Genomic DNA, 24,196 nt, shown 5'->3' with positions numbered 1-24,196 from the left:
GAAGAGCGTGATGCCCTGCTCGAGCAGCGACTGGGCCTTCTGCGCGGCCGCGACGAGGACGGGACCCCAGATGCTCACCCTGGCTGACCAGCTGGCCGCGTGGCTCGAGCCCGGCGCGCAGCCGTTCGCCGTCGCGACGGTGGTCGGCGCGTCCGGCTCCGTGCCGCGGCCCGTCGGCACGGCGATGGCCGTGCGCGCCGACGGTGCCGTCGTCGGCAGCCTCTCCGGCGGCTGCGTGGAGGCGGCCGTGCACGCGGCCGCGCTCGACGCGATCGCCGTCGGCGAGTGCCACCGCGAGACCTTCGGCTACTCCGACGATGACGCGTTCGCCGTCGGGCTCACCTGCGGCGGCAGCCTCGAGGTGCACGTGCAGCCCGTGCGCCCCGGGGACCCGGACGACCCCGCCGCCGTCGCGCTTGCGGGCCTCGTCGCCGACGGCGGAGCTCCCGCTGCCCTCGTCCGCCGCCTCGACGTCGCGCGACCCACGACCATCCTTCTGCCCGAGCCGTCAGGGTCAGGAGCACCAGAACCCGTGTGTGGCCCTGACAACCCGTTGCGGGGGCTGGTGGACGACGGCGCGCTGCCCGCGGTGTCCGCGCAGGTCGCGGCCGTGCTGCGGGCGGGCGGCGCCGCCACGGTCCACGCCGCCCCCGGCGTTCCCGACGGCGCGTGCGACGACGGCGCCCCGGAGGAGCCCGTCACGCTGCTCGTCGAGACCCGGCTGGCGCCCCCGCGCTTCGTGGTGGTGGGCGCCAACGACTTCGCCGGCGCGCTCGTGCGCGCCGTGCACCTGCTCGGGTACCGCGTGACGCTCGTCGACGCCCGGGAGGTGTTCGCCGCGCCGCACCGGTTCCCGCAGGCGGACGAGGTGGTCGTGGACTGGCCGGACCGGTACCTCGCCGCCGAGGTCGCCGCCGGCCGGCTCGACGCCCGCACCGCCGTCGCCGTCCTCACCCACGACGTGAAGTTCGACGTCCCGACCCTGCGGCTCGCGCTCGGGCTGCCGCTCGCGTACGTGGGCGCGATGGGCTCGCGCCGCTCCCACGCCCAGCGGATGCAGGCCCTGCGCGACGAGGGCGTGACCCCCGACCGGCTGGCCCGGCTGCGCTCGCCGATCGGCCTCGACCTCGGAGCCGTGACGCCGGAGGAGGTGGCCGTGTCGGTCGTCGCCGAGCTCGTCGCGGTCCGCTACGGCCGCGACGCGGCCGTCCCCCTGAGCCGCACCGACGGGCCGCTGCACGCGGCCGCCGGGACGACCCCTGGCACGACCTCGGGCACCACCTCCAGCACCACCCGAACCAAGGAGCACCCCCGGTGGACATGAACACCGTCACCGACCTGGTCCCCACCGCCGACCCCGCCGACTGGCGTGAGGGCGATGCGTGGCTGGCCGGCGGCACCGTCCTGTTCTCGTACGGCAGCCAGACGCTGCGCCGCCTGCTGGACGTCACGACCGCCGGCTGGCCCGCGCTCACCGTGACCGACGAGGGGCTGGAGATCGCCGCGACCTGCACCGTCGCCGAGCTGTACGCCTTCCCGGAGGCCGCCGCGTCGGGACCGGTGCGCGGCGCGTGGCGCGCGCTCGACCTCGTGCGCCCGTGCTGCGACGCGTTCGTCGCGTCGTTCAAGATCTGGAACACCTCGACCGTCGGCGGCAACGTCGCGACGTCGCTGCCCGCGGGCCCGATGACGTCGCTCACCGCGGCGCTGGACGGCGTCGCCGAGGTGTGGGGCCCGGGCGGCGCCAGGCGCACCCAGCCCGTGGCGGAGCTCGTCACCGGCGAGATGCGCAACACCCTCGCCCCGGGCGAGCTGCTGCGCGCGATCCGGCTCCCGGCCGCGACGCTCCGCGCCCGCACCGCCTACCGGCGGTTGTCGCTGTCGAACCTCGGACGCTCCGGGGTCCTGCTGATCGGCCGCCTCGACGCCCCCGAGGACGGCGGCGAGCTGGTGATCACCGTGACCGCGTCGACCCGTCGGCCGGTACAGCTGCGGTTCCCCGCCGGCGCGCACCCCGACGCCGTCGGGCTGGCCGCCGCGATCGACGTCGCGATCCCGTCCGAGCTCTACCACGACGACATCCACGGCCTGCCCGAGTGGCGCCGCGACATGACCTACCGGCTCGCGGAGGAGATCCGCGCCGAGCTGACCGACGGAGGCCGGCGATGACCGACGCGACCACCCGCCCCACGACCCTCTCCCCGGGCTCCTCGCCCGTGCTCCGGGTGGACGGCCGCGACGTGGACGCCGTGCCGCGCGCCGGCCAGTGCCTGCGCACGTTCCTGCGCGAGCAGGGCTCGCTCGGCGTCAAGAAGGGGTGCGACGGCGGCGACTGCGGCGCGTGCACCGTGCACGTCGACGGCGTCCCCGTGCACAGCTGCGTGTACCCCGCGCGGCGCGCCGCCGGGCGCGACGTCACGACGATCGGGGGCCTCGCCGCCACGGCCGAGGAGCCGACGGCGGACGGGCTGCACCCCGTGCAGCAGCGGTTCCACGACGCGCAGGGCTTCCAGTGCGGCTTCTGCACCGCCGGCATGATCATGACTGCCGCGACCTTCGACGACGACCAGCGCGCGAACCTGCCCCGCAACCTCAAGGGCAACCTGTGCCGGTGCACGGGCTACCGGGCGATCGAGGACGCCGTGCGGGGGACGGAGACCGCCGAGACGATCGGCGCCTGCAGCACCGCGTTCGGCACCTCGGAGCCTGCGCCCGCGAGCCGCGGCGTGGTGACCGGCCAGGTGCGCTACACCCTCGACGTCGACCCGGAGGCGTACCCGGGGCTGCTGCACCTCAAGCTGGCGCGGTCGCCGCAGGCTCACGCGCGGATCCTGTCGGTCGACGCCTCCGACGCGCTCGCCGTGCCCGGGGTCCGCGCGGTGCTCACGCACGAGGATGCGCCCGCCGCCCGGTTCAGCACGGCCCAGCACGAGCTGTGGACGGACGACCCCGACGACACCCGCATCCTCGACGACGTCGTCCGGCACGTCGGGCAGCGCGTGGCCGCCGTCGTCGCCGACTCGGTGGCCGCGGCGGAGGAGGGCGTGCGCCGGCTGCGGGTGGAGTACGAGGTGCTGCCCGCGCTGATCGACCCCGAGCAGGCGATGGTCCCCGGCGCGCCGCTCGTGCACCCCGACCTGGACGCCGCGACCGCACGGGTCTCGCGTCCGGAGGCGAACGTCGTCGCGGAGCTGCACTCCGAGCTCGGTGACGTCGAGGCGGGCCTCGCGGAGGCCGACGTCGTGCACGAGGCCACCTACCGCACGCAGCGGGTGCAGAACGCGGCGCTCGAGACGCACGCGGCGATCGCGTCGTTCGACGACGACGGCCGGCTCGTGGTGCGGTCCTCGACCCAGGTGCCCTTCCTCGCGAGGCGCCATCTCGCGCGCGTGCTGGACCTGCCCATGGACCGCGTGCGCGTGGTGTGCGAGCGCGTGGGCGGCGGGTTCGGCGGCAAGCAGGAGGTGCTGGTCGAGGACGTCGCGGGGCTCGCGGCCCTGCGGCTCGGCCGGCCGGTGCAGCTCGAGCTCACGCGCAGCGACACGTTCGTCGGCACGACGACCCGGCACCCGTTCCGCATCCGGGTCCGGGCGGGCGCCCGCCGCGACGGCACGCTGACCGCGCTGCACCTGGACGTGCTGAGCAACACCGGCGCGTACGGCAACCACGGGCCGGGCGTGATGTTCCACGGCTGCGGCGAGTCGATCGCCGTCTACTCCTGCGCGAACAAGAAGGTCGACGCGCACGCCGTCTATACGCACACCCTGCCGTCGGGCGCGTTCCGCGGGTACGGGCTGAGCCAGATGATCTTCGCCGTCGAGTCCGCGATGGACGAGCTGGCCCGGCAGCTCGGCCTCGACCCGCTCGAGCTGCGCCGCCGCAACGTGGTGCACCCGGGCGTGCCGATGCTGTCCACCGCGCCCGAGCCCGAGGAGGACGTGCTGTACGGCAGCTACGGCCTCGACCAGTGCATCGCGCTGGCCGACGACGCGCTGGCCCGCGGCCGGGCGCGCGACGTCGCGGCGTACGGCGCCGACCCCACGGAGCCGACGCGCCCGTGGCTCGGGGACGAGTGGGGCGTCGGCGAGGGCACGGCGCTGTCGATGATCGACACCGTGCCGCCGCGCGGGCACGTGGCGCACGCCCGCGCGCGGCTGCGCCCGGACGGCGTGGTCGAGGCCGAGGTCGGCACCGCCGAGTTCGGCAACGGCACCACGACGGTGCACGCCCAGCTCGTGGCCAGCGCGCTCGGGCAGCGGGCCGCCGACGTCGTCGTCAAGCAGTCCGACACGGACCTCGTGGAGCACGACACCGGCGCGTTCGGGTCCACCGGCACCGTGGTGGCGGGCAAGGCGTCGCTCGCGGCGGCCACGGAGCTGGCGGAGCGGGTGCGCGTGGTGGCGTCGTCGCTCACCGGGACGGCGCCCGCTGACTGCCGCCTGGTGCCCGGCGGCGTCGAGTACGAGGGCGGCGCCGTCGTGCCGCTCGCCAAGGTGGCGCGCCATGCGCAGGCCGCGGGCGTGCGGCTCGAGGCCGAGGGCCGCTGGGGCGGCACGCCCCGGTCCGTCGCGTTCAACGTGCACGGCTTCCGCGTGGCCGTGCACCGCGGCACCGGCGAGATCCGCATCCTGCAGAGCGTCCAGGCCGCGGACGCCGGAGAGGTCGTCAACCCCCGGCAGTGCCGCGGCCAGGTCGAGGGCGGCATCGCGCAGGCCCTCGGCGCCGCGCTGTACGAGGACGTCGTGATCGACGACGCCGGCCGCGTCACGACCGACATCTTCCGCCAGTACCACCTGCCCACCTTCGCGGACGTGCCCCGCAGCGAGGTGTACTTCGCCGAGACGTCGGACTCCACCGGGCCGATGGGGGCGAAGTCCATGAGCGAGAGCCCGTTCAACCCCGTGGCCCCCGCGTTCGCCAACGCGCTGCGCGCCGCCACCGGCGTGCGGTTCACCGAGCTCCCGCTGTCCCGCGACAAGGTCTACCTGGGCATCAAGGCCGCCGCGACGCCCTGACCGACCGTTGTGGGTGGGCGTTTGGCCCTGTTTCGGGCGCGAACAGGGCCACACGCCCACCCACAACGATCAGGCGAGGAGGTCGAGGTCGGCCTCGGTGTCGACGTCGCGGCCGTCGCCGGGGTGCGTGACGACGCCGAGGCGGGCGGCGGGCGCGCGCCGGACGGCGCGCGCCCCGGCGTCCCCGACGGCGCTCGCGGCGGCGGGCCCGGCGAGCTCGGCGTCCAGCACGAGCGGGTGCGCCCAGCGCGGGCGGCTCCCGTCGGACGCCGTCGCATCGGCCCACCGCGAGGCTGCGACCCGGCCGGGACGGTGCGCCGCGAGCATGCGTGCGACGTCCTCGGGAGCGACGCCGGGCTGGTCGACGTGGGCGACGACGACGCGCCGCGGGCCGAGCCCCAGCGCGGCGGTGACGCCCGTACGCAGCGAGGAGGCCATCCCCGTCGCCCAGGCGGGGTTGACGACGACGCGGACGGCCGGGTCCGGGAACGCGGCCTCGGCGAGCACGCGGTCCGCCTCGGCGCCGAGCACCACGCGCACGGCGCCGCACCCGCCGGCGAGGAGGACGTCCGCGACGTGCTCGACGAGGGGGCGGCCACGGTGGGGGAGCAGAGCCTTGGGGCCGCGGCCGAGCCGGGTGCCCGCGCCGGCCGCGAGGAGCACCGCGGCGGTGTCCGTCGGGTCGGGGGACAGGGGAGCGGCGGCCACCCGGCCAGGATAGGTCGCGGGCGGGCCGGTGCCGGAGCACTCCCGGGTTCACCGCCCCGACCAGCACGTTTTGCCGGGGCTTGGTGCCGTCATCGGCGGCGCCAGACGCCGCTATGCTCAGCGCGGCCCAGCGGCCGCGCGACCCGAACGGCCGGCCCCGAACGAGACCGAAGGATTCCGGATGAGCTTCTTGGAGAAGCTGCGTGGACAGCTGATCGACATCGTCGAGTTCCTCGACGAGAGCCGGGACACGATCGTCTGGCGCTTCCCCCGCCAGGGCAACGAGATCAAGAACCAGGCCCGGCTGGTCGTGCGCGAGGGGCAGGCGGCGGTGTTCGTCAGCGAGGGGCGCCTCGCCGACGTCTTCGCCCCGGGCACGTACACGCTCGAGACGAAGAACCTGCCGGTGCTGTCCACCCTCCAGGGCTGGAAGCACGGCTTCAGCTCGCCGTTCAAGGCGGAGGTCTACTTCGTCGCGACCCGCCAGCTCACGGACCTCACGTGGGGCACGCAGAACCCGCTGATCCTCCGCGACCCCGAGCTCGGCGCGGTCCGCGTGCGTGCGTACGGCACCTATGCGCTGCGGGTGGTCGACCCGGCCGCGCTCCTGCGCCAGCTGGTGGGCACCGACCCGCAGTTCCGTACGGACGAGATCGGCGACTACTTCCGCAGCCTCGTCGTGGGCCGGCTCGGCCCGGCGCTGGCCGAGGCGGGCGTCGCCGTGATCGACCTCGCCGCGAACCAGCGCGAGATCGCCGGCCGCCTGGCGGACCAGCTCACCGAGGACCTCACGGAGTACGGCGTCGCCGTGCCGCGCCTCGTCCTCGAGAACGTCTCCTTCCCGCCGGAGGTCGAGGCGGCGCTGGACAAGCGGACCCGGATGGCCGTCGTCGGGGACCTCGACCAGTACGCGAAGTTCCAGTCGGCGACGGCGATCGAGACCGCCGCCGCGAACCCGGGCGGGGCCGGCGAGGGGCTCGGGCTCGGGATGGGCATGGCGATGGGGCAGCAGATGGCCCAGGCGCTCGCGTCGGCCGCGCAGCCCGCGGCGGCCGTCCCGCCGGCCGTGACGCCGGCTCCCGCGGGCCCGCCGCCGCTGCCGGTCGCCGAGTCCCCGTGGTTCTGGTCGGCCGGCGGGGCGCAGGCCGGGCCCGGCAGCGCGGCGGACGTCGCCGCGCTCGTCGACGCGGGCGGCCTCACGCGCGAGACCCTCGTGTGGCGGCAGGGCATGGCCGCCTGGACGCCGGCCGGGCAGGTGCCCGCGCTCGCCCCGCTCTTCGCCGCGACGCCGCCCCCGCTGCCGCCCGACGCGGGCACGTCGAGCGGCACGTCGAGCGGCACGGAGGCGCGGCCGTGAGCGACGTGCGGGAGGACCTCGTCCGCACGCGCTGCGACGCCTGCGGGTCCCAGCTCGCCTACGTGCCCGGCACGCAGCACCTGCGGTGCGGGGCGTGCGGCGGCGAGGTGGCGATCGTCCACGCGGCGGGCGACGCCGTCGACGAGCACTCGTTCGACGCGTGGGCCGCCGCCCAGGACGGGGCGCGTGCGATCGCCCTCGACGACCGCCTGCTCACCTGCGACGGGTGCGGCGCGACGACGCGCGGCACCGACCTGTCCGCGGCGTGCCGCTTCTGCGGCGGCCACCTCGTCGCCGTCGCGGAGGTGGACGGGCTCGTGCAGCCGGAGGCGGTCGTGCCGTTCGGCGTGGAGCGGGCGCGGGCGCGCGAGGCGTTCCGGCGCTGGGTGCGCTCGCGCCCCTTCGCACCGAGCGAGCTCAAGAAGGTCGGCGACACGGAGTCGCTGCACGGCTCGTACGTGCCCCACTGGACCTTCGACGCAGAGACGTCGTCGTCGTACACGGGCCAGCGCGGTGACGCGTACCACGTCACGGTGAAGGAAGGCGACGACGAGCGGCAGGAGCGGCGGGTGAGCTGGACGCCGGTCACGGGACGGGTCGAGCGGTCCTTCGACGACGTCCTGGTCCCGGCCTCGTCCCAGGTGTCCGAGGCCGATCTCCGCCGCCTCGGGCCGTGGCCGCTCGAGGACGCCGTGCCGTTCCGGGCGGAGTATCTCGCCGGGTACTCGGCGGCCCGGTACGAGGTGGAGCCCGCCGCCGGACTCGAGCGGGCCAAGGAGACGATGGCCAAGACCGTCCGGGCCGACGTCCGGCGGGACATCGGCGGCGACGAGCAGCGGGTCGGCTCGGTGACCACCGCCTACACCGACGTGATGTTCAAGCTCGTGCTGCTGCCGCTGTGGATCGCGACCTACGTGTACGCGGGCCGGCAGTGGCAGGTCATGGTCAACGCGAACACCGGGCAGGTGGTCGGGCGGCGGCCGTTCAGCGCGGTGAAGATCGCGGTCGCCGTGGTCGTCGCGCTCCTCGTCGTCGCGGCGCTCGTGCTCTGGTACGTGACCTCGCGGACGTGAGGGTCAGGCGTCGCGGCGCGCGTCGTACGCCCGCTGGGCCGCGCTGACCTCGTCGACCGAGCCCTCGAGGACGTCCAGCAGTCCCACGAGCCGGTCGGCGACGCGGCGGCCGAGGTCGGTGAGCGAGTACTCGACGTGCGGCGGGATGGTGGTGCGCACCTCGCGGGCGACCATGCCGTCGCGCTCGAGCGCCTGGAGGGTCTGGGCGAGCATCTTCTCGCTCACCCCGTCGATGCGGCGGCGCAGCGCGTTGAACCGCACGGCTCCGTCGCGCAGCCCGGCCACCGTGAGCACGCCCCAGCGCCCGGTGACCGCCTCCAGCGCCTGCCGCGAGGTGCACCCGCGCGAGAACACGTCGGCGATCATCGCGTCCGTCGGGCCGGCGTCGACGGCGTCGACCGGGGCGACGGCGGGGGAGTCAGGGGTCACTCGGACAGGATACGGCGCGCTCCGCACGCAGGCACTGTGACGAGCGCCGCACACTCATCCGGTTGGCACTAACGAAAAGTAAGTGCATGCTGGCGGGGCGGTCCGGTCGACGGGCCCGGCCGCGAGCCCGACCTGAGCCAGCACCCGAAGGAGCATCACCATGACCATCGCCGTCACCGGCACCAGCGGCCACCTGGGTCGCCTCGTCGTCGAGTCCCTCCTCGCCCGCGGCGCCGCGCCCGCGGACGTCGTCGCCCTCGCCCGCTCGACGGCGAAGGTCGCGGACCTCGCGGAGCGTGGCGTCGTCGTCCGCGAGGCCGACTACGACCGCCCGGAGACGCTGGCCCCCGCCCTCGACGGCGTCGAGGTGCTGGTGCTCGTCTCCGGCTCCGCCGTCGGCCAGCGGATCCGCCAGCACGGCGCCGTGATCGACGCGGCCAAGGGCGCCGGCGTCCGCCGCGTCGTCTACACGAGCGCCCCGCACGCCGACACCTCCCCCCTGATCCTCGCGCCGGAGCACAAGGCGACCGAGGAGCTGCTCGCGGCGTCCGGCCTGACCACGACGGTGCTGCGCAACGGCTGGTACACCGAGAACTACCTGCCCGACGTCGAGCGGGCCCGGGAGACCGGGGAGATCGTCGCCTCGGTCGGGGACGGCCGCGTCGCCAGCGCGAGCCGCGCCGACTACGCCGAGGCCGCGGCCGTCGTCGCGCTCGCCACCGACGGCGCGCACGACGACGCCGTCCACGAGCTCACCGGCGACGTCGCGTGGGACTTCGACGAGCTCGCCCGCACCGTCACGGAGGTGCTCGGCCGTCCCGTGATCTACCGCTCGGTCGAGCCCGAGGAACACCGCGCCGCGCTGCTCGCCGCCGGCCTCGACGAGGGCACGGCCGGATTCCTCGTCGCGCTGGACGCCGACACCCGCGCCGGGCTCCTGGCGGAGACGACGGGCGTTCTCGCCGGTCTGATCGGCCGCCCCACCACGCCGCTGGCCGACGGCCTGCGCAGGGGCCTGCGGGGCTGAGCGCCTCCGCCGTGCCACTCTGACCCGCAGGCGTCCCGTCGTCCCGCCGGTTCGCCGGTCGCTCCGCGGGTCGCGAGAGCACGGTGGGGATAATCGCCCCGTGGACCTCGAGAACACCTGCCGTGCGTTCGTCGCGGTGAGCGAGAGGCGCAGCTTCACCGGCGGCGCGGCGGCGATCGGCGTGCCACAGCCCGTCGTGAGCCGCCGCGTCGCCGCGCTCGAGACGCACCTCGGTGGGCGTCTGTTCGACCGGACGACGCGCGAGGTGTTCCTCACGGGGCTGGGGAGCCGGCTGCTTCCGGCCGCCCAGCGCGTCGTCGAGGCGGCGGACGACCTGCGAGCGGCGGCGGCGATGCGCGAGGCGCCGCCGCTGCGCCTCGCGATCCCGGAGGACCTCTCGCCGACGGTCACGGCCACGCTCATCGCCGATGCCCGGCAGGCGGGGATCGTGCTGCGGCCGCTGCCTGCCCCTCCGGCACGACGCGCGGAGATGGTGCGCGACTCGCGCGCGGACGCCGCGCTCGTCGTGGCGACGACGGGTGCGGCGCGCTGGACCGCCCCGCTGGGGTGGGGAGGTGGCGGCCCGGACGGCGGGGCACGGGTGTACCTCGACGAGCTGTCCCCGCGCCGTGGCGACCCCGGACCGCCGCGGCGCGTGTGGGTGACCCCGGAGGACGACAACGCCCTCGTCGGCGACGCCCTGGCCCGGCACGCCGCGGCAGCAGGCTGTCTGCCGCGGCAGGTGCGGGTGGCCCCGCTGGTCCCCGCGCTGGCCGCGGTGACGACCAGCGCGGACCTGCTGCTCTGCACCCCGGTGCAGGCGCGCGAGCTGGGGCTCTCCTGGACGTCGCCGGGCGGCCTCGACCTCGCCCGGGCGCACCGCCTGGAGCTGCGGCCCGGCGACCCCGTGACCGCGACCGCCTCGATCGACGCCCTGGCCGAGGCGATCGCGCTCGCTCTCGGCGCCGCGGAGCTCCCCACGTGATCGCGGGAGCCGCCGCGGCGGACGAGGTCCGGCGGGTACGGGACGAGCTCGCCGATGCCGGCCTCACCGCGGGGATCCTCGTCCGCGATCTCGATTCCGGTCGGGAGGTCGGCGTCGACCCGCACCTCGAACTCCCGGTCGCCTCCCTCGTCAAGGTCCCGGTAGCTCTCGCGACGCTCGAGCGGATCCGTCGCCGGGAGCTCGACGCCGCCTCGACGGTGGTGGTCGACCCGGGGCGTGCGACAAGCCCGGGACCGCCGGGCATCACGCGGTTCAGGCACCCGGCGTCGGTGGCCCTCGACGACCTGCTCTACCTGGCCGTCTCGCTGAGCGACAGCAGCGCCTGCGACGCGCTGCTCGCCCTGACCCCTCCCGCCCACGTCAGCCGGGTGCTGCGCGAGCTCCGGGTGCCGGACGTCGAGATCCGGCACGGTCTCGGCGCGCTGGACGACACCCCGGCTGAGGCCCTGGAACACCTCGCCCCGGGCCTCGGGCACGCCTTCGCGGCGCTGGCGAGCACGGCGAGCGGAGGGAGCGTGATCCGGTCGCTCGACGTCTCGGTGTCGACGACCTCCTCGGCGCGCGTGCTGGCGGACCTCCTCGGCGCGGTCTGGGACCCGGACCGGCTGGACCACGCGGTGTCCGGCCGCCTGCGCGAGCTCCTCGCCTCCAACGTGCACCGGCAACGCCTGGCGCCCGAGTTCGACCGCGACTCGTCCACCTGGTCGTCCAAGACGGGCACCGTGCTCAACCTGCGGCACGAGGCGGGGGTCGTCGAGCACGCGGACGGCGGCCGGTTCGTCGTCGTCGTCCTCAGCCGGTCCAGCGTGGCGGCGGGGGCGCAGCCGGCCGCGGAGATGGCGCTCGGTCGTGCCGCTCGCCGGCTGCACGACCTGGTGCGCCGCACCGCGCCCCCGCCGCGCCCCACCACGCCCGCGATCCCGGCGGTCCGTCAGAGCAGGTCGAGCGAGCTCCGGTAGTCCGGCACGACGACGCGGGTCCGGGGCGACACGCGTCGGATCGCGGCCACCGTGGCACGCAGCCGGTCGGCCGTCCCGTCGTCCTGCACGGTGGGCGGGTCGGTCGGCGAGGCCTCGAAGTGGTCCCAGTGGACGGGGACGACCAGCCTCGGCCCGCCGAGGACGTCCATGAGCCGGGAGGCGTACTCGCTGGTGACGTGGTTCGCCGGGACCGGCACGGCGACCGCGTCGGGCCGCAGCCCGCGCAACGACACGTCGTCGAAGTCGCTCGCCCCCAGGAGCAGCACGCTGCGGCCCGACGGCGCGCGCAGGAGGTACGCCAGCGTGTCGCCCTCCGGCAGGTCGGCGATGGTCGCGGGGCGCTCCGGCACCGCGTGGCGCACCCCGGGGAACAGCACCCCGCCGTTGCCGGACCGGCTGTGCAACGACCGGACGGCGCGGACCACCAGGTCACCCACGACGATCTCCTCGCCGCCCTTGAGCACCGCGAGCTGGTCGTCGGCCACACCGAAGGACCGTGCGAGGTGATATCCCGTCAGGGTGGTGAACACCGTGCCGCCCCGGGTCGCGGCGATGTGCGGGACGTCGCCGAAGTGGTCCCAGTGGGTGTGCGTGACCAGGGTCGCGGTGACCCGGCCTGCCCGGTCGGGCCGCCCCAGCACGTCGTCGATCGCCGCCGGGTCGACCGTGAGCCGCGTGCCGCGGTCGAACAGTCCCTTCGCCAGCCCTGTGTCGAACCGGGTGAGGTAGGGGTCGACCAGCAGGTGGGCGCGCGGCGTGCGGACCTGCCAGCCCGCCACGCCGAGCCAGCGGAACGTCGCGTGGCCGGCCGCACCTCGGTCCGGCACCCGGGGCGCGGCGAGGGCAGGGGCGCCGGTCAGCGCTCCGGCAGCGGCGGTTCCGGCCATGCCGAACAGGGTCCGGCGGCGGACGGTCGGGGTCATGTCGTCTCCTCGGGTCGTCGTGGCCACGACCGTGCCACCCCGCGACCGATGCCCACCAAGACTCGTGGCGGTCGTTTCATGCGCGTCGGGTATGGGTGTCCGGTCGGTGCCGCGCGGACGTGTCCGCGCCTCCGGCGCTGCACTCCCTACACTCGCCCGGTGCGTCGTGTGCTGAGCCGTTGGGTGGACCCGTTCGTCGTCACGCTGGTCGTGGTGATGGTGCTGGGGCTGATGGTGCCCGTCGGCCCGGGGGTGCAGCAGGTCGTCGACGTCGCGGCCGACGTCGCGGTGACGATCCTGTTCCTCGTCTACGGCGCGCGCCTGTCGACCCGCGAGGTGTGGGCCGGGCTGCGCAACTGGCGCCTGCAGGGCGGCATCCTCGTCGCCACGTACGTGCTGTTCCCGGTGCTCGGCCTCGTCGTCGCGTGGGCGATCGCCCCGCTGGTCGGCGCGCCGCTCGCCGCCGGGATGCTCTACCTGTCGCTGCTGCCGTCGACGGTGCAGTCGTCGGTGGCGTTCACGTCCGTGGCGCGCGGCAACGTCGCGGGCGCGATCTGCGGCGCCACCGTGTCCAACGTGCTCGGCATGGTGCTCACCCCGCTGCTGGTGCTGTGGCTCATGACCGACGCCGACGGCGGCGCAGGCGCCACGGCCGGGCACGGCCTCGACGGGCTGCAGACCGTGCTCCTGCAGCTCCTGCTCCCGTTCGTCGTGGGTCAGCTGCTGCAGCCGTGGGTGGGCGACTGGGTCCGCGCCCGCCGCTGGCTCACCCTGTCCGTCGACCGCGGGGCCATCCTCGTCGTCGTGTTCTCGGCCGTCGCGGCGGCGAGCTCCGCGGGTGTGTGGGCCGGCACCTCCGCCTGGGCGATCGTCGTGCTGCTCGGGGTGAGCGGGGTGTTCCTGGCGATCATGCTCGGGCTCACGTGGTGGGGCGGAGCCGCGCTCAAGCTGCCCGTCGAGGACCGGATCGCGCTGCTCATGTGCGGGTCCAAGAAGTCGCTCGCCACCGGCCTCCCCATGGCGAGCGTGCTGTTCCCGGTCGCCGCGGCCGGCGTCATCGCCGTCCCGGTGATCATCTTCCACCAGCTCCAGCTCGTGGTCTGCGCCGTGCTCGCCCGCCGCCTCGCCCTGCGGGACTGAGCAACGGGGCGGCTGCGAGCATCCCGGCCCCCGGCCTAGCGTCGTGGCATGGCCGAGGACGACGACGGCGAGCGGTGGTCGCAGGACGTCACCGAGCACTCCGACGCGCTCGACCTGGAGGACGACGTCTTCGCCGGGGACGACCCGGCGCGCATCGCCGCGTCCCTGAAGCGGTCCGCCGAGGCGAGCGACCGACGCAAGGGCTCGGCGTACCAGTCGGCCATGTCGATGCTGACGTTCTCCGTCAACCGGGCCGGGAAGAACCTCCCCGCGGCGCAGCGCGACGTCCTCGAGCGCGCGAAGGGCGAGCTGAGCAGGGCGTTCGGACGCGACTGATCGGCCGTGGCGCTCAGGGGAACGTGACCCCGGTGAGCTCCTCCGACAGTGCCCACAGGCGCGCGGCGTCGTCGGCGCTGCGCAGCGGGGCCCAGGGCCGCTGCGGCCCGGGCGGGCCGCCGAGGTGTCCCGGCCAGCGCGGGCCGTAGAAGCCGCCGTCGCGCGCCTCGGCCGAGGCGACCGCGAGGAGCGCGGGAAGCGCGGCGCTCTCGACGGTCCCCACGACGAGGCCGCGCGCGGAGAGCCAGCGGATGACGCGCACCGCCCGGGTGTCCCCGGCGCGGCCGACCTCGGGCCGCGCGGCGAGCAGGCTCGTCGGGGCCACGCCGGGGTGCGAGACGTTGCTCGTGACGCCCCAGCCGGCGGCCGCGCTGCGGCGGGCGAGCTCGAGGCCGAACAGCCCGCAGGCGATCTTCGACCGGGCGTAGGAGCGGCGGCCGTCGTACCGGCGCTCCGCGTTCGGGTCGTCCCACAGGATCGCGCCGCGGCGGGCGGCGACGCTCGACTGCGTCGTGACGCGGGCCCGCCCCGCCCGGAGCAGCGGCAGCAGGTGGGCGGTGAGCGCGAAGTGGCCGAGGTGGTTCGTGCCGAGCTGCAGCTCGAAGCCGTCGGCGGTGACCTGCCGCTCCGGCGGGGTCATGACCCCCGCGTTGTTGACCAGCAGGTGGACCGGCTCGCCCGCGCCCTCGAGGGTGTCCGCCAGCGCCGCGACCGACGCGAGGGACGCCAGGTCCAGCTCGTGGAGGACGAGCCGCGCCCCCGGGTGCCGCGCGCGGATCCGCTCGACGGCCGCCGCGCCCTTGCGCGGGTTGCGCACCGGCAGCAGGACCTCTGCCCCGGCCCCCGCCAGCCGGGTCGCGATCCGCAGGCCGACGCCGTCGCTCGCGCCGGTCACCAGCGCGCGCCGTCCGGTGAGATCAGGCAGGGTGAGGTCGGGGAGGACGGGGTCGCGATCGGTGCGTGTCATGCGCCCCACGGTGCCCCACGGCGCGGGGGTGATCCAGGGTCCGACGATCCGTGGCTGGGCTGTCCGCCCCCTAGACTGTGCCGCACGCACCGGACGACGACGTCGGGAGGTCGCGGTGGAACGCTCGGCCACGTCGATGGCCCGCGGGGACGGGGCCCGCGCGGCAGGCGTGCGTCGTGACCCCCGCAGCGTGCGCGCGGCGTACGAGCGCTTCCTCGGCACGGGCGAGCCGCCCGGAGGCATCGACCCCGTCGTCGCCGACTCGTGGCGCCGCTCCCTGCGCAGCGGCGTCGACCCGGACACCCCGCACCCGCAGGTCGCGCTCGGCGACAGCGAGCTCGCCGCCTACCGCGCCGCCCACCCGCTCGCTGCCGTCATGCCGGTGGTGCGCGAGCTCGTGGTCGACGGCGCGGCGGACGACGGCCTGGTGGTCGCCGTCTCCGACGAGATCGGCCGCCTGCTCTGGGTGGAGGGCAACCGCCGGCTGCGCGGCACGGTCGACCGGGTGGGGTTCGTCGAGGGCGCGGTGTGGGGCGAGGAGAGCGTCGGCACCAACGCGCCGGGGACGGCCCTCGCGACCCGCCGCGCCGTCCAGGTGATCGGCGCCGAGCACTTCTCGCGCCCCGTGCAGGAGCTCAGCTGCGCGGCCGCACCCATCCGCGACCCCCGCACCGGACGCGTGCTGGGCGTCCTCGACGTCACCGGTCGGCGGGCCGCGGCGACGCACGTCGTGCTGTCGCTCGTGCGGGCCACCGTCGCCACCGTGGAGCGCGAGCTCGCGACCCGCGCCGCCGCGGCCCCGCACCCGTCCGGCGTCGCACCGGTCGACCTCCGCGTGCTCGGCCGCCCGCTGCTGCGGACGCCCGCGGGGGAGCGGCCGCTGTCCCTGCGGCACGCCGAGATCCTACTGCTGCTCGCGGAGCACCCGCGGGGCCTGGCCGCCGACGAGCTCGCCGTGCTGCTGCACCCCGGCGAGCTGTCCGACGTCACCGTGCGGGCCGAGGTCTCGCGGCTGCGGCACGTCGTCGGCGCGCTGCTCGCCGGGTCGCGCCCCTACCGGCTCGCCCGCCCTCTGCGCACCGACGCGGGCGACGTGCGCGCGGCCCTCGCCGCCGGCGACGTCCGCGCCGCCGTCGTCGCCTACGCGCCGCTGCTGCCGCGGTCCGTCGCCCCCGGCGTCGAGCAGCTGCGGGCGGAGCTCTCCGCCGAGGTGCGCGCCGCCGTCCTGGCCGCCGGCGACCCCGACGCCCTGGACGCCTGGGTGCGCGGGGCCGACGGCGCCGACGACCACGCCGCCTGGACCCGCCTGCTCGACGTCGCCCCGGCCGGCAGCCCGCAGGCCGTGCGCGCCCGCGCCCGTGCCGGGCTGCTCGACACCGAGCTGAGCTGAGCGGTCAGCAGCGCTCGAGCGCGCCCTCGAGGTCGTCGCCGGGGCAGACGCTGCGGCTCCACGTGCCCGGCCCGTAGGTGTCGCCTGACGTGTCGTGGAAGATCTCGAGGCCGCCGCCCCAGACACGGTAGTAGGTGAACGTCGGGTCGCCCTCGGTGGTCGGAGTCATCACCGTGAGCTCGGCCCCGGACTCCCACGCCGCGTCGAGGCAGTCACGCGCGTCGGCGGGGATCCCGCCGCCCTGCACGCCGTGCTCGACCTCGCCGCAGGAGGTGCGCTGCTCCCGGAGGACGAACTGGGACCGGGCGAGCGCGCCGGGCGTGAGCACGAAGACGCCCACCACCACGGCGAGCACCACTCCCGCGCCGATCAGCAACCGCGACCTGCCGCGCATCGACGCCCCCGTACCGTCGCGGGCCGGCTCCCGGCCCTCCGCCGATCCTGCGGTCCGCTCGGGCCAGGGTCCAGCCCGGGACCTCGTGCGGGCCGCACTGCAACGGAACTGCAACCCTGCGCCTCCTACCGTCGCGTCCATCGCGGCGCGACGAGGCGCCGCACGTGCGAGGAGGCAGCATGACCGTCTACGCAGCCCCCGGTCAGCCCGGGGCGGTCGCCGAGTACCGCGCCCGGTACGACCACTGGATCGGCGGCGAGTACGTCCCGCCCGCGAGCGGGCAGTACTTCGAGAACCCCAGCCCGGTCACCGGGCAGACCTTCACCGAGGTGGCCCGCGGCAACGCCGAGGACATCGAGCGCGCCCTGGACGCCGCCCACGGCGCGGCGCCCGCGTGGGGGCGTACGTCCGTCACGGAACGGGCGAACGTGCTCCACAGGATCGCCGACCGGATGGAGGCGAACCTCGAGAAGATCGCCGTCGCGGAGACGTGGGAGAACGGCAAGCCCGTCCGCGAGACGCTCGCCGCCGACATCCCGCTCGCCATCGACCACTTCCGCTACTTCGCCGGCGCCATCCGCGCCCAGGAGGGGTCGATCTCGGAGATCGACGAGGACACCGTCGCGTACCACTTCCACGAGCCGCTCGGCGTCGTCGGGCAGATCATCCCGTGGAACTTCCCGATCCTCATGGCCACGTGGAAGCTGGCGCCGGCGCTCGCGGCGGGCAACGCCGTCGTGCTCAAGCCGGCCGAGCAGACGCCGGCGTCGATCCTGTTCCTCATGGACCTCATCGGCGACCTGCTGCCGCCCGGCGTCGTCAACGTCGTCAACGGCTTCGGCGTCGAGGCGGGCAAGCCGCTCGCGTCGAGCTCGCGCATCCGCAAGATCGCGTTCACGGGCGAGACCACGACCGGCCGCCTGATCATGCAGTACGCGTCGCAGAACATCATCCCGGTCACGCTGGAGCTGGGCGGCAAGAGCCCGAACATCTTCTTCTCGGACGTCGCGTCGGCCAGGGACGACTACTACGACAAGGCGCTCGAGGGGTTCACGATGTTCGCCCTCAACCAGGGGGAGGTGTGCACCTGCCCGTCGCGCGCGCTCATCCAGGCCGACATCTACGACCAGTTCCTGGGCGACGCCCTGGAGCGCACGAGGGCGGTCAAGCAGGGCAACCCGCTGGACACCGAGACGATGATCGGCGCGCAGGCGAGCAACGACCAGCTCGAGAAGATCCTGTCGTACATCGACATCGGCAAGGCGGAGGGCGCCAAGGTCCTCACGGGCGGGCACCGGGCCGAGCTCGACGGCGACCTGGCGGGCGGCTACTACGTGACGCCCACCGTGTTCGAGGGCAAGAACTCCATGCGGATCTTCCAGGAGGAGATCTTCGGGCCGGTCGTGTCCGTGACGGAGTTCGCGGACTTCGACGACGCCATGAAGATCGCCAACGACACCCTCTACGGCCTGGGCGCCGGGGTCTGGTCCCGGCAGGGCGAGACGGCGTACCGCGCCGGCCGCACGATCGAGGCCGGGCGCGTCTGGACGAACTGCTACCACGCGTACCCCGCGGCGGCGGCGTTCGGCGGGTACAAGGGCTCGGGCGTCGGGCGCGAGAACCACAAGATGATGCTCGACCACTACCAGCAGACCAAGAACCTCCTGGTCAGCTACTCGGGCCAGAAGCTCGGGTTCTTCTAGACCGATGACCGACGACACGATCTCCCGTGTCGCCGTGACCGACGCCGCGGCCGGGCTCCTCGCCCGGCTGCGGCGTCAGCACGGCGAGCTGATGTTCCACCAGTCCGGCGGCTGCTGCGACGGGTCCAGCCCGATGTGCTACCCGGACGGCGACTTCCTGCTGGGCGACGCCGACGTGCACCTGGGCGACCTGCGCCTCGTCGACGGGCCGGACGACGCACCCGGCGCGACGGGGGAGGAGTTCACCGTGCCGGTGTGGATGAGCCGCGCCCAGTTCGAGTACTGGCAGCACACGCACCTGACGATCGACGTCGTGCCCGGCCGCGGCGCCGGGTTCAGCGTCGAGGCGCCCGAGGGCGTGCGGTTCCTCATCCGCTCGCGGCTGCTCACCGACGCGGAGTGGGCGGCGCTGCCGGCCCGCGGGTAGCTCAGAGGGCGGCGAACCGGCCGACGGCGACGAACACGGCGAGCGCGAGCAGGACGACGTTCACCGGCACGCTCCTGCCCTCGCCGAGGCGCAGGTGCAGCGGGATCGCGCCGACCTGCGTGACGGCGAGGCCGACGGCGGCGATCGGGGTCAGCACGGGCGCGACGCCCGTGGCCCAGGGCAGGACCACGCCGACGGCGCCGATCACCTCGAGCCAGGCGAGCACCCGCACGGCGGCGAGCCGCTCGGGGGTGACCCAGCGCATCTGCTCCTGGAGCGCGGCCGCGGGCCGCAGGGCCTTCCCGAGCCCGGCCATGAGGAACATGGCGGCGAGCAGGCCGGAGGCGATCCACAGGGCGAGGTTCATGCTGCATCCTTCGAGGGGTCCGGCCGGTGACGACCCGTCTGGTCGGTCACTCTTTGTGCCTGGCAGCATGATGGGTAATCATGGGTGGGCGTACAAAAGGCACACCCGTGTGCCTCAGGCACATCGGACGGAGCGGGGATGGCGACGACGGAGCAGGTCGGGCACGTGCCGGGACGCCCGGTGCTGGGTGCGTCGTGCCACGCCGACGAGGCCACGAGCGAGGTCCGCGCCGTCCTCGACCGCGTGGGCGACAAGTGGAGCACCCTCGTGCTGGGGACGCTCGCGCCCGGCCCCCGGCGGTTCACGGAGCTGCTGCACGGCATCGAGGGCATCTCGCAGCGGATGCTCACGCTCACGCTGCGCCAGCTCGAGCGGGACGGGCTCGTGAGCCGCACGGTGCACGCCGTCGTGCCCCCGCGCGTCGACTACGCGCTCACCGACCTGGGGGCGACGCTCCTGCCGCCGGTCGTCGCGCTGGTGGAGTGGGCGTTCGCTCACACGGACGCCATCCGGGAGCACCGCGAGGCCTACGACGCGGCGCGCGCCGAGGGCTGACGGGCGCCGTCGGCCCGGTCACCAGCCGGCGAACCGTCCGACGGCGACGAACGCGGCGGCCAGCAGCAGGAGCACGTTGACCCACAGCTGCGCGAGCTCGCGGCGGCGCACGTGCACCGCGATCGCCAGCGCCTGCAGCACGACGAGGCAGGTCGCCGCGGTCGGGGTCAGCCATGGCTGGACGTCGGTGGCCAGCGGGAGGAGCAGGCCCAGCGCGCCCGCGATCTCCGCCAGTCCGATGAGCCGCACCACGACGACCGGAAAGTCGTCCACCCACCCCATGGCAGTGCGGAGCCGGTCGCGTCGGCGGGTCAGCTTGGCGACGCCCACCGCCAGGTAGAGCGCCGCCAACAGTGCGGCGGCGACCCACAGTCCGATGTTCATCCGTGCCTCCTCGCGGCAGAAGCTCGTCGGCGGGGCGGCGGCGGTGCCTGGGGTCGTGCACGGTGCGGAGCGGCGACGCCGTCGTGCCTGCTGGGAACCTAGCGCGGGGACAGCGTGACCGGAACGACCTCGCCCGTGGTGTCGGAGGGTCGGCGCCCGATATGTTCTTCCGGTGACCCGAGAGACCCTCCCCTCCCTGTCGGCCCTGCCCGCGTGGCTCGTGCCGTCCGTGTACCTCCACTGGTCGGCCGACTGGCTGACGGAGTCCGTCGCGATCGCGACCCGGTCGCCGGAGCACCGGCTGCCGGCCGGTCCGGACGGCCCGCAGCGGGGGGACGTCGTCGTCACCGTGCTCGGCGACGCCGGCGTGGTCGCCGCCGTCGAGCTCATGGGTGCCAGCGACGGCGAGAGCTGGGTGAGCGACGACCTCTTCGGCCCGGACCGCCCGATCGTGTGGGCCGACCTGTTCGAGGGCGCCGACACCTACACGGGCACGTCCGGCTGGCTGCCACCCGAGCACGCGCGGCTCGTGCTCGACGGCGTCGCGGAGCAGTTCCGCGGCGGCCCCGTGCACACGCTGGACCCGGGCGACTGCGGCGCCGGCGCCACCGCGCCCGACGTGCACGCCCTGCGCATCCTGGGCCACCGCGCCGTGACGGGCTGGTCGATGCGCCGCGAGGAGCGCTGCGCCACCTGCGAGCGGTTCGTCGACGTGCACCGCATGCAGGCGCACGACGACGGCGCGGTCCGCCTCGGCACCACGACCGCGGGCGGGCGCACCCTCGAGCAGCTCGTGCGCGATGTGCACCTGCTGTGCGGCCAGTGCCACGACCTGCTGCACGCGCACACCGTGGCGTCGCAGCGCGCGCGGATGCGCCCCCAGTGCCCGGGCTGCGGCGCGCGGGGCAAGACCAAGCGGATCGTGTGGGGCATGACCTTCCAGGACGACGTGATGAACGCCGAGCCGGACGTCGTCTACGGCGGCTTCGAGGTGCCCGTGCCCACGCCCGAGTGGTACTGCACCGAGTGCCACGCGAACTTCGCGAGCAGCGTCATCGCGTCGCGCGCGCTCACGCCGGCGGACCGGGGCGGCGCGAACGCCCTGCCGGCGACCGGGTCGCTCACCGTGGTGCCCGACCTGCCGGAGGACGAGCCCGCGGCCTGAGCTCAGGCCGCGGCCGGCGCGGTGGCGCGCCGTCGCCGGCGCACGAGCCCGTGCTCCGCGGGCGGGACGAAGGGTGCGAGCAGCAGCGGCATGCCGGCCTCCAGCGGGGTGCGGTCGGCCTTGCGCCCGTTGCACGTCTCGCACGCGGCGACGAGGTTGAGCCACGACGAGTCGCCGCCACGGGAGCGCGGGACCACGTGGTCGACCGTCTCCGCGGGTCCGCCGCAGTAGGCGCACGCGCCGTCGCGACGCTTCACGCCGTCCTTCGTGACCGCCGGCCGGCCCGCGCTGCGGTACCGCCAGCGCATCGCGACGTACCGCACCAGGCGCAGCACGCGGGGCATCGGGTAGGGGCCGAAGCGGTGGCCCTCCACCGCCTCCTCGACGACCGCGACCTCGCGGACGAGCATCGTGATGGCGTGCTTGACCGACACGCGGTGCAGGGGCTCGTAGCCCGCGTTGAGCACCAGGACATCGGCCACGGCCCCGCTCCCTCCAGCTCGTCCGACCGGCGGATCCGGTAGCGTGTGTGAATCCGGTCACAGCATGCTGCCGAGGTGAAAGTATGCCGCCGAGGCGCGGAAGTCCAGGGCAAAGGTCGGCCGGGCGGTCGATGACGGAGGATGCCATGCGGCTGAGCGTCAACATCTTCACCTCGCTCGACGGGGTGGTGCAGGGCCCCGGAGGGCCCGAGGAGGACACCCGCGGCGGCTTCACCGAGGGCGGCTGGTTCGTCCCGTTCACCACGGACCCGGTGTTCGGGGAGGTTGTGGACGGGTGGTTCGCGGAGGTCGACGCCTTCCTGCTCGGCCGCACCACCTACGACATGTTCTGGGCGTCGTGGGGGCAGGTCACCGACCCGGACGACGCCCTCGCCGCGCGCATCGACGCCGGCCCCCGCTACGTCGTCTCCTCGACCCTGCGCGACCCGGAGTGGGCCGGGACAACGGTGATCGACCCCGCCGACGACGCCGACCTGGCCGCCCGGGTGCAGGAGCTCAAGGACGGCCCGGACGGCGAGCTGCAGGTGCACGGCAGCGCGCGCCTCGCGAGCACGCTGCACGACCTGGGGCTCGTGGACGTCTGGCGGCTCGTCGTCGCGCCCGTCGTCGTCGGCTCCGGCGCGCGCCTGTTCGACGACGGCGCTGCGCCGTCCGGGTTCGCCGTCACGCGGTCGCGGATCGGCGAGAGCGGGCTGGTGTTCCTGGACCTCGAGCCGCGGCCGCTGCGGCACGGCACCGCCGACGTCGTCGACGGCAGCCAGTCCGTCCGCGTGGAGGACTGAGCTCACGCGTCGTCCAGCGCCAGCGGCCGCACCTGTCCGCCGGCGGCGACGAAGAACCCGCGCAGCCGCACGCCCTGGGCGCCGGCCTGCTCGCGCAGGTCGCGGTTCCAGGCGCGGTCGTCGGCCGTGAGCGTCGCGTCGCCGGGCCGCTCGAGCACGACGACGGCGCTGCCGCCGGGTGCCTCGTCGTCGACGACGCTGCGCAGCACGGTGCCCAGGCCGACGAGGGCGGCGGGGTCGGGCCGGCGGGGCACGTCGTCGATGGGCAGCGCGAGCCCGAGGAGTCGGTCGTCGGCGTCGAGCCAGGTGACGGTGAGCGTGCGCCGTCGTGGGTGGACGCCTCCCGCCAGGAAATGGGCGAGCTCCAGCAGCTCGGCGTCGTCGGCGACCTCGTCGCCCGGGCGGAACGGGGTGATGGTGTCCATGCGCCGTCACCCTGCCGCACCCGGGCGACCGCCCGCCGGGGTTATCCACAGGCCGCCGCGCCCCGTCGCCGAACAGGCGGTTGACACCGTCATCGCGGTCCCACGGGGCCCATCACGGTGTCGACCGCCTGCTCGGCGGTCAGGGGGCGAGCGTCTCGGCCAGCTCCGTGCGGCCCAGGAACTCGGCCCAGCCGGCCGGCGTCGTCCCGAAGCGTGCGTCGACGGCGCTGGGGTCGGCGCCGTGGTCGAGCAGCAGCCGGGCATCGTCCGGGGTGCCGGTGGTCGCCGCGTAGTGCAGCGCCGTGGAGCCGTCGTCGGCCGCGACGGTGACCGGGAAGCCGCGCTCCGCGAGCGACCGCACCGCGTCCCAGCGGCCGAGCCCCGCCAGCTCGACGAGCAGCGTCGGGTGCCGGTCGGGCAGGTCGCCCAGGCCGCCGTCGAGCCGGAGCATCCGCTCGAGGTCGGCCGCGCTGCCCCCGAGCGCCGTCGCTACGACGGGGTCGCGGCGCTCGCGCTGCGCGCGGTAGAGGTCGCGCAGCAGGCAGATCTCGGCGCCGTGCGCCATCGCCTCGCGGTTGAGGTGCACGACGAGCGCGGCGAGCGAGTCGTCCGCGTAGGGCCCGCCGCGAGGCCCGAGCGGCTCGGCGAGCGCGTCGTCGTCGAGCCGCGAAAGGTGGTCGCGCCACAGCTCGTAGCCCTCGCGCAGCAGGTCGAGGCCGCCGGCGGCGGTCAGCGGCAGCGGTTCCGGCCAGTGCCGCGCGTCGAACATGTCGGCGTCGGTGGGGGCGGTCGTCGACCCGAAGAGCGCGCGGCCGCGCGTGCCCCAGACGTCGCGCCCCAGGTGCGCGGCGCGCCACGCGATCGTCGTCACCTTGGGCCCGGGCGGGTCCACGGGCGTCAGCTCGATCCGGACGGTGCCGCCGTCGTCGCGCCGCAGGCTCCACGCGCCGTCGACCGGCTCCCAGAGGTACTCGTCATCCGTCAGCCCCTGCAGCCGCGGCCACAGGTGCACGTCCCAGTAGAACTCGACCTGGCCCAGCAGGAGCGTGCGCAGCGTCGTCGCCATCCCCCGATCCTGCCCGAGGCGACGCCGAACAGGCGGTTGACACCGTGATCGGGCCCGATGGGCTGCGACAACTC

The 24,196-nt window shown here is 75.3% G+C and carries 26 protein-coding genes; 16 read left to right on the top strand and 10 right to left on the bottom strand.

The window, feature by feature from the left end; translation table 11 throughout:
* From ACFWEK_RS03940 to ACFWEK_RS03930, 3 genes are all read left to right on the top strand, one after another.
* Window positions 1-1,324: XdhC family protein (locus tag ACFWEK_RS03940; RefSeq protein WP_430553164.1), on the top strand; the 1,324-nt coding region annotated here is incomplete at its 5' end.
* Window positions 1,315-2,169: an FAD binding domain-containing protein gene (locus ACFWEK_RS03935; protein ID WP_430545004.1), complete on the top strand. Its 855-nt coding sequence runs from the start codon at window positions 1,315-1,317 to the stop codon at window positions 2,167-2,169. The genes ACFWEK_RS03940 and ACFWEK_RS03935, both read left to right, overlap by 10 nt.
* A complete protein-coding gene (locus tag ACFWEK_RS03930; protein WP_430553163.1) occupies window positions 2,166-5,015 on the top strand; it encodes a molybdopterin-dependent oxidoreductase in 2,850 nt (949 codons plus the stop codon). Before ACFWEK_RS03935 ends, ACFWEK_RS03930 begins: the two co-directional genes overlap by 4 nt.
* Window positions 5,016-5,084: 69 nt before the next feature.
* Here the strand turns inward: ACFWEK_RS03930 and ACFWEK_RS03925 are convergent, their stop codons facing one another.
* Entirely contained in the window at window positions 5,085-5,723 is a 639-nt protein-coding gene (locus tag ACFWEK_RS03925; protein ID WP_430553162.1) for an NTP transferase domain-containing protein, read from the bottom strand.
* Window positions 5,724-5,904: 181 nt separating this feature from the next.
* Here ACFWEK_RS03925 and ACFWEK_RS03920 point away from each other — a divergent pair, with 181 nt between their 5' ends.
* Window positions 5,905-7,080, top strand: a complete 1,176-nt coding sequence (locus ACFWEK_RS03920) for an SPFH domain-containing protein (RefSeq protein WP_430545007.1) — start codon at window positions 5,905-5,907, stop codon at window positions 7,078-7,080.
* Window positions 7,077-8,153 carry a hypothetical protein gene (locus ACFWEK_RS03915; protein WP_430553161.1) on the top strand — a complete coding sequence of 359 codons (1,077 nt, stop codon included), beginning with the start codon at window positions 7,077-7,079 and terminating at the stop codon, window positions 8,151-8,153. Before ACFWEK_RS03920 ends, ACFWEK_RS03915 begins: the two co-directional genes overlap by 4 nt.
* A gap of 3 nt (window positions 8,154-8,156) precedes the next feature.
* On the opposite strand, the gene ACFWEK_RS03910 is transcribed toward ACFWEK_RS03915, so the two are convergent.
* Window positions 8,157-8,582 (bottom strand): winged helix-turn-helix transcriptional regulator, encoded by a 426-nt coding sequence (locus ACFWEK_RS03910; protein WP_430545009.1) that lies wholly within the window; start codon window positions 8,580-8,582, stop codon window positions 8,157-8,159.
* 160 nt (window positions 8,583-8,742) lie between these two features.
* Here ACFWEK_RS03910 and ACFWEK_RS03905 point away from each other — a divergent pair, with 160 nt between their 5' ends.
* From ACFWEK_RS03905 to ACFWEK_RS03895, 3 genes are all read left to right on the top strand, one after another.
* Window positions 8,743-9,609 (top strand): SDR family oxidoreductase, encoded by an 867-nt coding sequence (locus tag ACFWEK_RS03905; protein ID WP_430553160.1) that lies wholly within the window; start codon window positions 8,743-8,745, stop codon window positions 9,607-9,609.
* Window positions 9,610-9,709: 100 nt separating this feature from the next.
* Window positions 9,710-10,594 (top strand): LysR family transcriptional regulator, encoded by an 885-nt coding sequence (locus tag ACFWEK_RS03900; protein WP_430553159.1) that lies wholly within the window; start codon window positions 9,710-9,712, stop codon window positions 10,592-10,594.
* Complete coding sequence (locus tag ACFWEK_RS03895; RefSeq protein WP_430553158.1) at window positions 10,591-11,574, top strand: serine hydrolase; 984 nt, start codon at window positions 10,591-10,593, stop codon at window positions 11,572-11,574. Before ACFWEK_RS03900 ends, ACFWEK_RS03895 begins: the two co-directional genes overlap by 4 nt.
* Here the strand turns inward: ACFWEK_RS03895 and ACFWEK_RS03890 are convergent.
* Entirely contained in the window at window positions 11,547-12,518 is a 972-nt protein-coding gene (locus ACFWEK_RS03890) for an MBL fold metallo-hydrolase (RefSeq protein WP_430553157.1), read from the bottom strand. The genes ACFWEK_RS03895 and ACFWEK_RS03890 overlap by 28 nt on opposite strands.
* A gap of 159 nt (window positions 12,519-12,677) precedes the next feature.
* Here ACFWEK_RS03890 and ACFWEK_RS03885 point away from each other — a divergent pair, with 159 nt between their 5' ends.
* Window positions 12,678-13,658 (top strand): bile acid:sodium symporter family protein, encoded by a 981-nt coding sequence (locus ACFWEK_RS03885; RefSeq protein WP_430553156.1) that lies wholly within the window; start codon window positions 12,678-12,680, stop codon window positions 13,656-13,658.
* 48 nt (window positions 13,659-13,706) lie between these two features.
* Window positions 13,707-13,994 carry a DUF3175 domain-containing protein gene (locus tag ACFWEK_RS03880; RefSeq protein WP_430553155.1) on the top strand — a complete coding sequence of 96 codons (288 nt, stop codon included), beginning with the start codon at window positions 13,707-13,709 and terminating at the stop codon, window positions 13,992-13,994.
* A 13-nt stretch (window positions 13,995-14,007) separates the two neighbouring features.
* Here ACFWEK_RS03880 and ACFWEK_RS03875 read toward each other — a convergent pair whose 3' ends face one another.
* Window positions 14,008-14,961 (bottom strand): SDR family oxidoreductase, encoded by a 954-nt coding sequence (locus tag ACFWEK_RS03875; protein ID WP_430553154.1) that lies wholly within the window; start codon window positions 14,959-14,961, stop codon window positions 14,008-14,010.
* A 115-nt stretch (window positions 14,962-15,076) separates the two neighbouring features.
* Here ACFWEK_RS03875 and ACFWEK_RS03870 point away from each other — a divergent pair, with 115 nt between their 5' ends.
* Window positions 15,077-16,351, top strand: coding sequence for a GAF domain-containing protein (locus tag ACFWEK_RS03870; protein WP_430545017.1), 1,275 nt, complete (start codon window positions 15,077-15,079; stop codon window positions 16,349-16,351).
* 4 nt (window positions 16,352-16,355) lie between these two features.
* On the opposite strand, the gene ACFWEK_RS03865 is transcribed toward ACFWEK_RS03870, so the two are convergent.
* A complete protein-coding gene (locus tag ACFWEK_RS03865; protein WP_430553153.1) occupies window positions 16,356-16,745 on the bottom strand; it encodes a hypothetical protein in 390 nt (129 codons plus the stop codon).
* A 179-nt stretch (window positions 16,746-16,924) separates the two neighbouring features.
* On the opposite strand from ACFWEK_RS03865, the gene ACFWEK_RS03860 reads away from it, so the two are divergent.
* Both ACFWEK_RS03860 and ACFWEK_RS03855 read left to right on the top strand, forming a co-directional pair.
* Window positions 16,925-18,448, top strand: a complete 1,524-nt coding sequence (locus ACFWEK_RS03860; protein WP_430545019.1) for an aldehyde dehydrogenase family protein — start codon at window positions 16,925-16,927, stop codon at window positions 18,446-18,448.
* A gap of 4 nt (window positions 18,449-18,452) precedes the next feature.
* Window positions 18,453-18,875, top strand: coding sequence for a DUF779 domain-containing protein (locus ACFWEK_RS03855; RefSeq protein WP_430545020.1), 423 nt, complete (start codon window positions 18,453-18,455; stop codon window positions 18,873-18,875).
* Window position 18,876: 1 nt separating this feature from the next.
* Here the strand turns inward: ACFWEK_RS03855 and ACFWEK_RS03850 are convergent, their stop codons facing one another.
* Window positions 18,877-19,242, bottom strand: coding sequence for a DoxX family protein (locus ACFWEK_RS03850; RefSeq protein WP_430545021.1), 366 nt, complete (start codon window positions 19,240-19,242; stop codon window positions 18,877-18,879).
* Window positions 19,243-19,380: 138 nt separating this feature from the next.
* On the opposite strand from ACFWEK_RS03850, the gene ACFWEK_RS03845 reads away from it, so the two are divergent.
* On the top strand, window positions 19,381-19,797 hold the full coding sequence (locus ACFWEK_RS03845; protein WP_430545022.1) for a winged helix-turn-helix transcriptional regulator: 417 nt from the start codon (window positions 19,381-19,383) through the stop codon (window positions 19,795-19,797).
* An 18-nt stretch (window positions 19,798-19,815) separates the two neighbouring features.
* Here the strand turns inward: ACFWEK_RS03845 and ACFWEK_RS03840 are convergent, their stop codons facing one another.
* The gene (locus ACFWEK_RS03840) at window positions 19,816-20,181 is read right to left on the bottom strand and encodes a DoxX family protein (protein WP_430553152.1); all 366 of its coding nucleotides are present in this window, start codon (window positions 20,179-20,181) and stop codon (window positions 19,816-19,818) included.
* Window positions 20,182-20,353: 172 nt separating this feature from the next.
* On the opposite strand from ACFWEK_RS03840, the gene ACFWEK_RS03835 reads away from it, so the two are divergent.
* Entirely contained in the window at window positions 20,354-21,346 is a 993-nt protein-coding gene (locus ACFWEK_RS03835; protein ID WP_429762593.1) for a hypothetical protein, read from the top strand.
* A gap of 2 nt (window positions 21,347-21,348) precedes the next feature.
* Here ACFWEK_RS03835 and ACFWEK_RS03830 read toward each other — a convergent pair whose 3' ends face one another.
* On the bottom strand, window positions 21,349-21,828 hold the full coding sequence (locus ACFWEK_RS03830) for an HNH endonuclease (RefSeq protein WP_429762592.1): 480 nt from the start codon (window positions 21,826-21,828) through the stop codon (window positions 21,349-21,351).
* A 146-nt stretch (window positions 21,829-21,974) separates the two neighbouring features.
* Here ACFWEK_RS03830 and ACFWEK_RS03825 point away from each other — a divergent pair, with 146 nt between their 5' ends.
* Entirely contained in the window at window positions 21,975-22,631 is a 657-nt protein-coding gene (locus ACFWEK_RS03825; RefSeq protein WP_430553151.1) for a dihydrofolate reductase family protein, read from the top strand.
* A 2-nt stretch (window positions 22,632-22,633) separates the two neighbouring features.
* Here the strand turns inward: ACFWEK_RS03825 and ACFWEK_RS03820 are convergent, their stop codons facing one another.
* Together ACFWEK_RS03820 and ACFWEK_RS03815 are read right to left on the bottom strand one after the other, a co-directional pair.
* Complete coding sequence (locus tag ACFWEK_RS03820; RefSeq protein WP_430553150.1) at window positions 22,634-23,056, bottom strand: hypothetical protein; 423 nt, start codon at window positions 23,054-23,056, stop codon at window positions 22,634-22,636.
* Window positions 23,057-23,195: 139 nt separating this feature from the next.
* Window positions 23,196-24,122 (bottom strand): ankyrin repeat domain-containing protein, encoded by a 927-nt coding sequence (locus ACFWEK_RS03815; protein WP_430553149.1) that lies wholly within the window; start codon window positions 24,120-24,122, stop codon window positions 23,196-23,198.
* Window positions 24,123-24,196 lie beyond the last annotated feature (74 nt).

This window comes from Isoptericola sp. NPDC060257 (assembly GCF_042726645.1).
Lineage (GTDB): Bacteria > Actinomycetota > Actinomycetes > Actinomycetales > Cellulomonadaceae > Isoptericola > Isoptericola nanjingensis.
The sequence above is the reverse complement of the archived record's forward strand: the minus strand, read 5'-3'. Positions and strand labels throughout refer to the sequence as shown.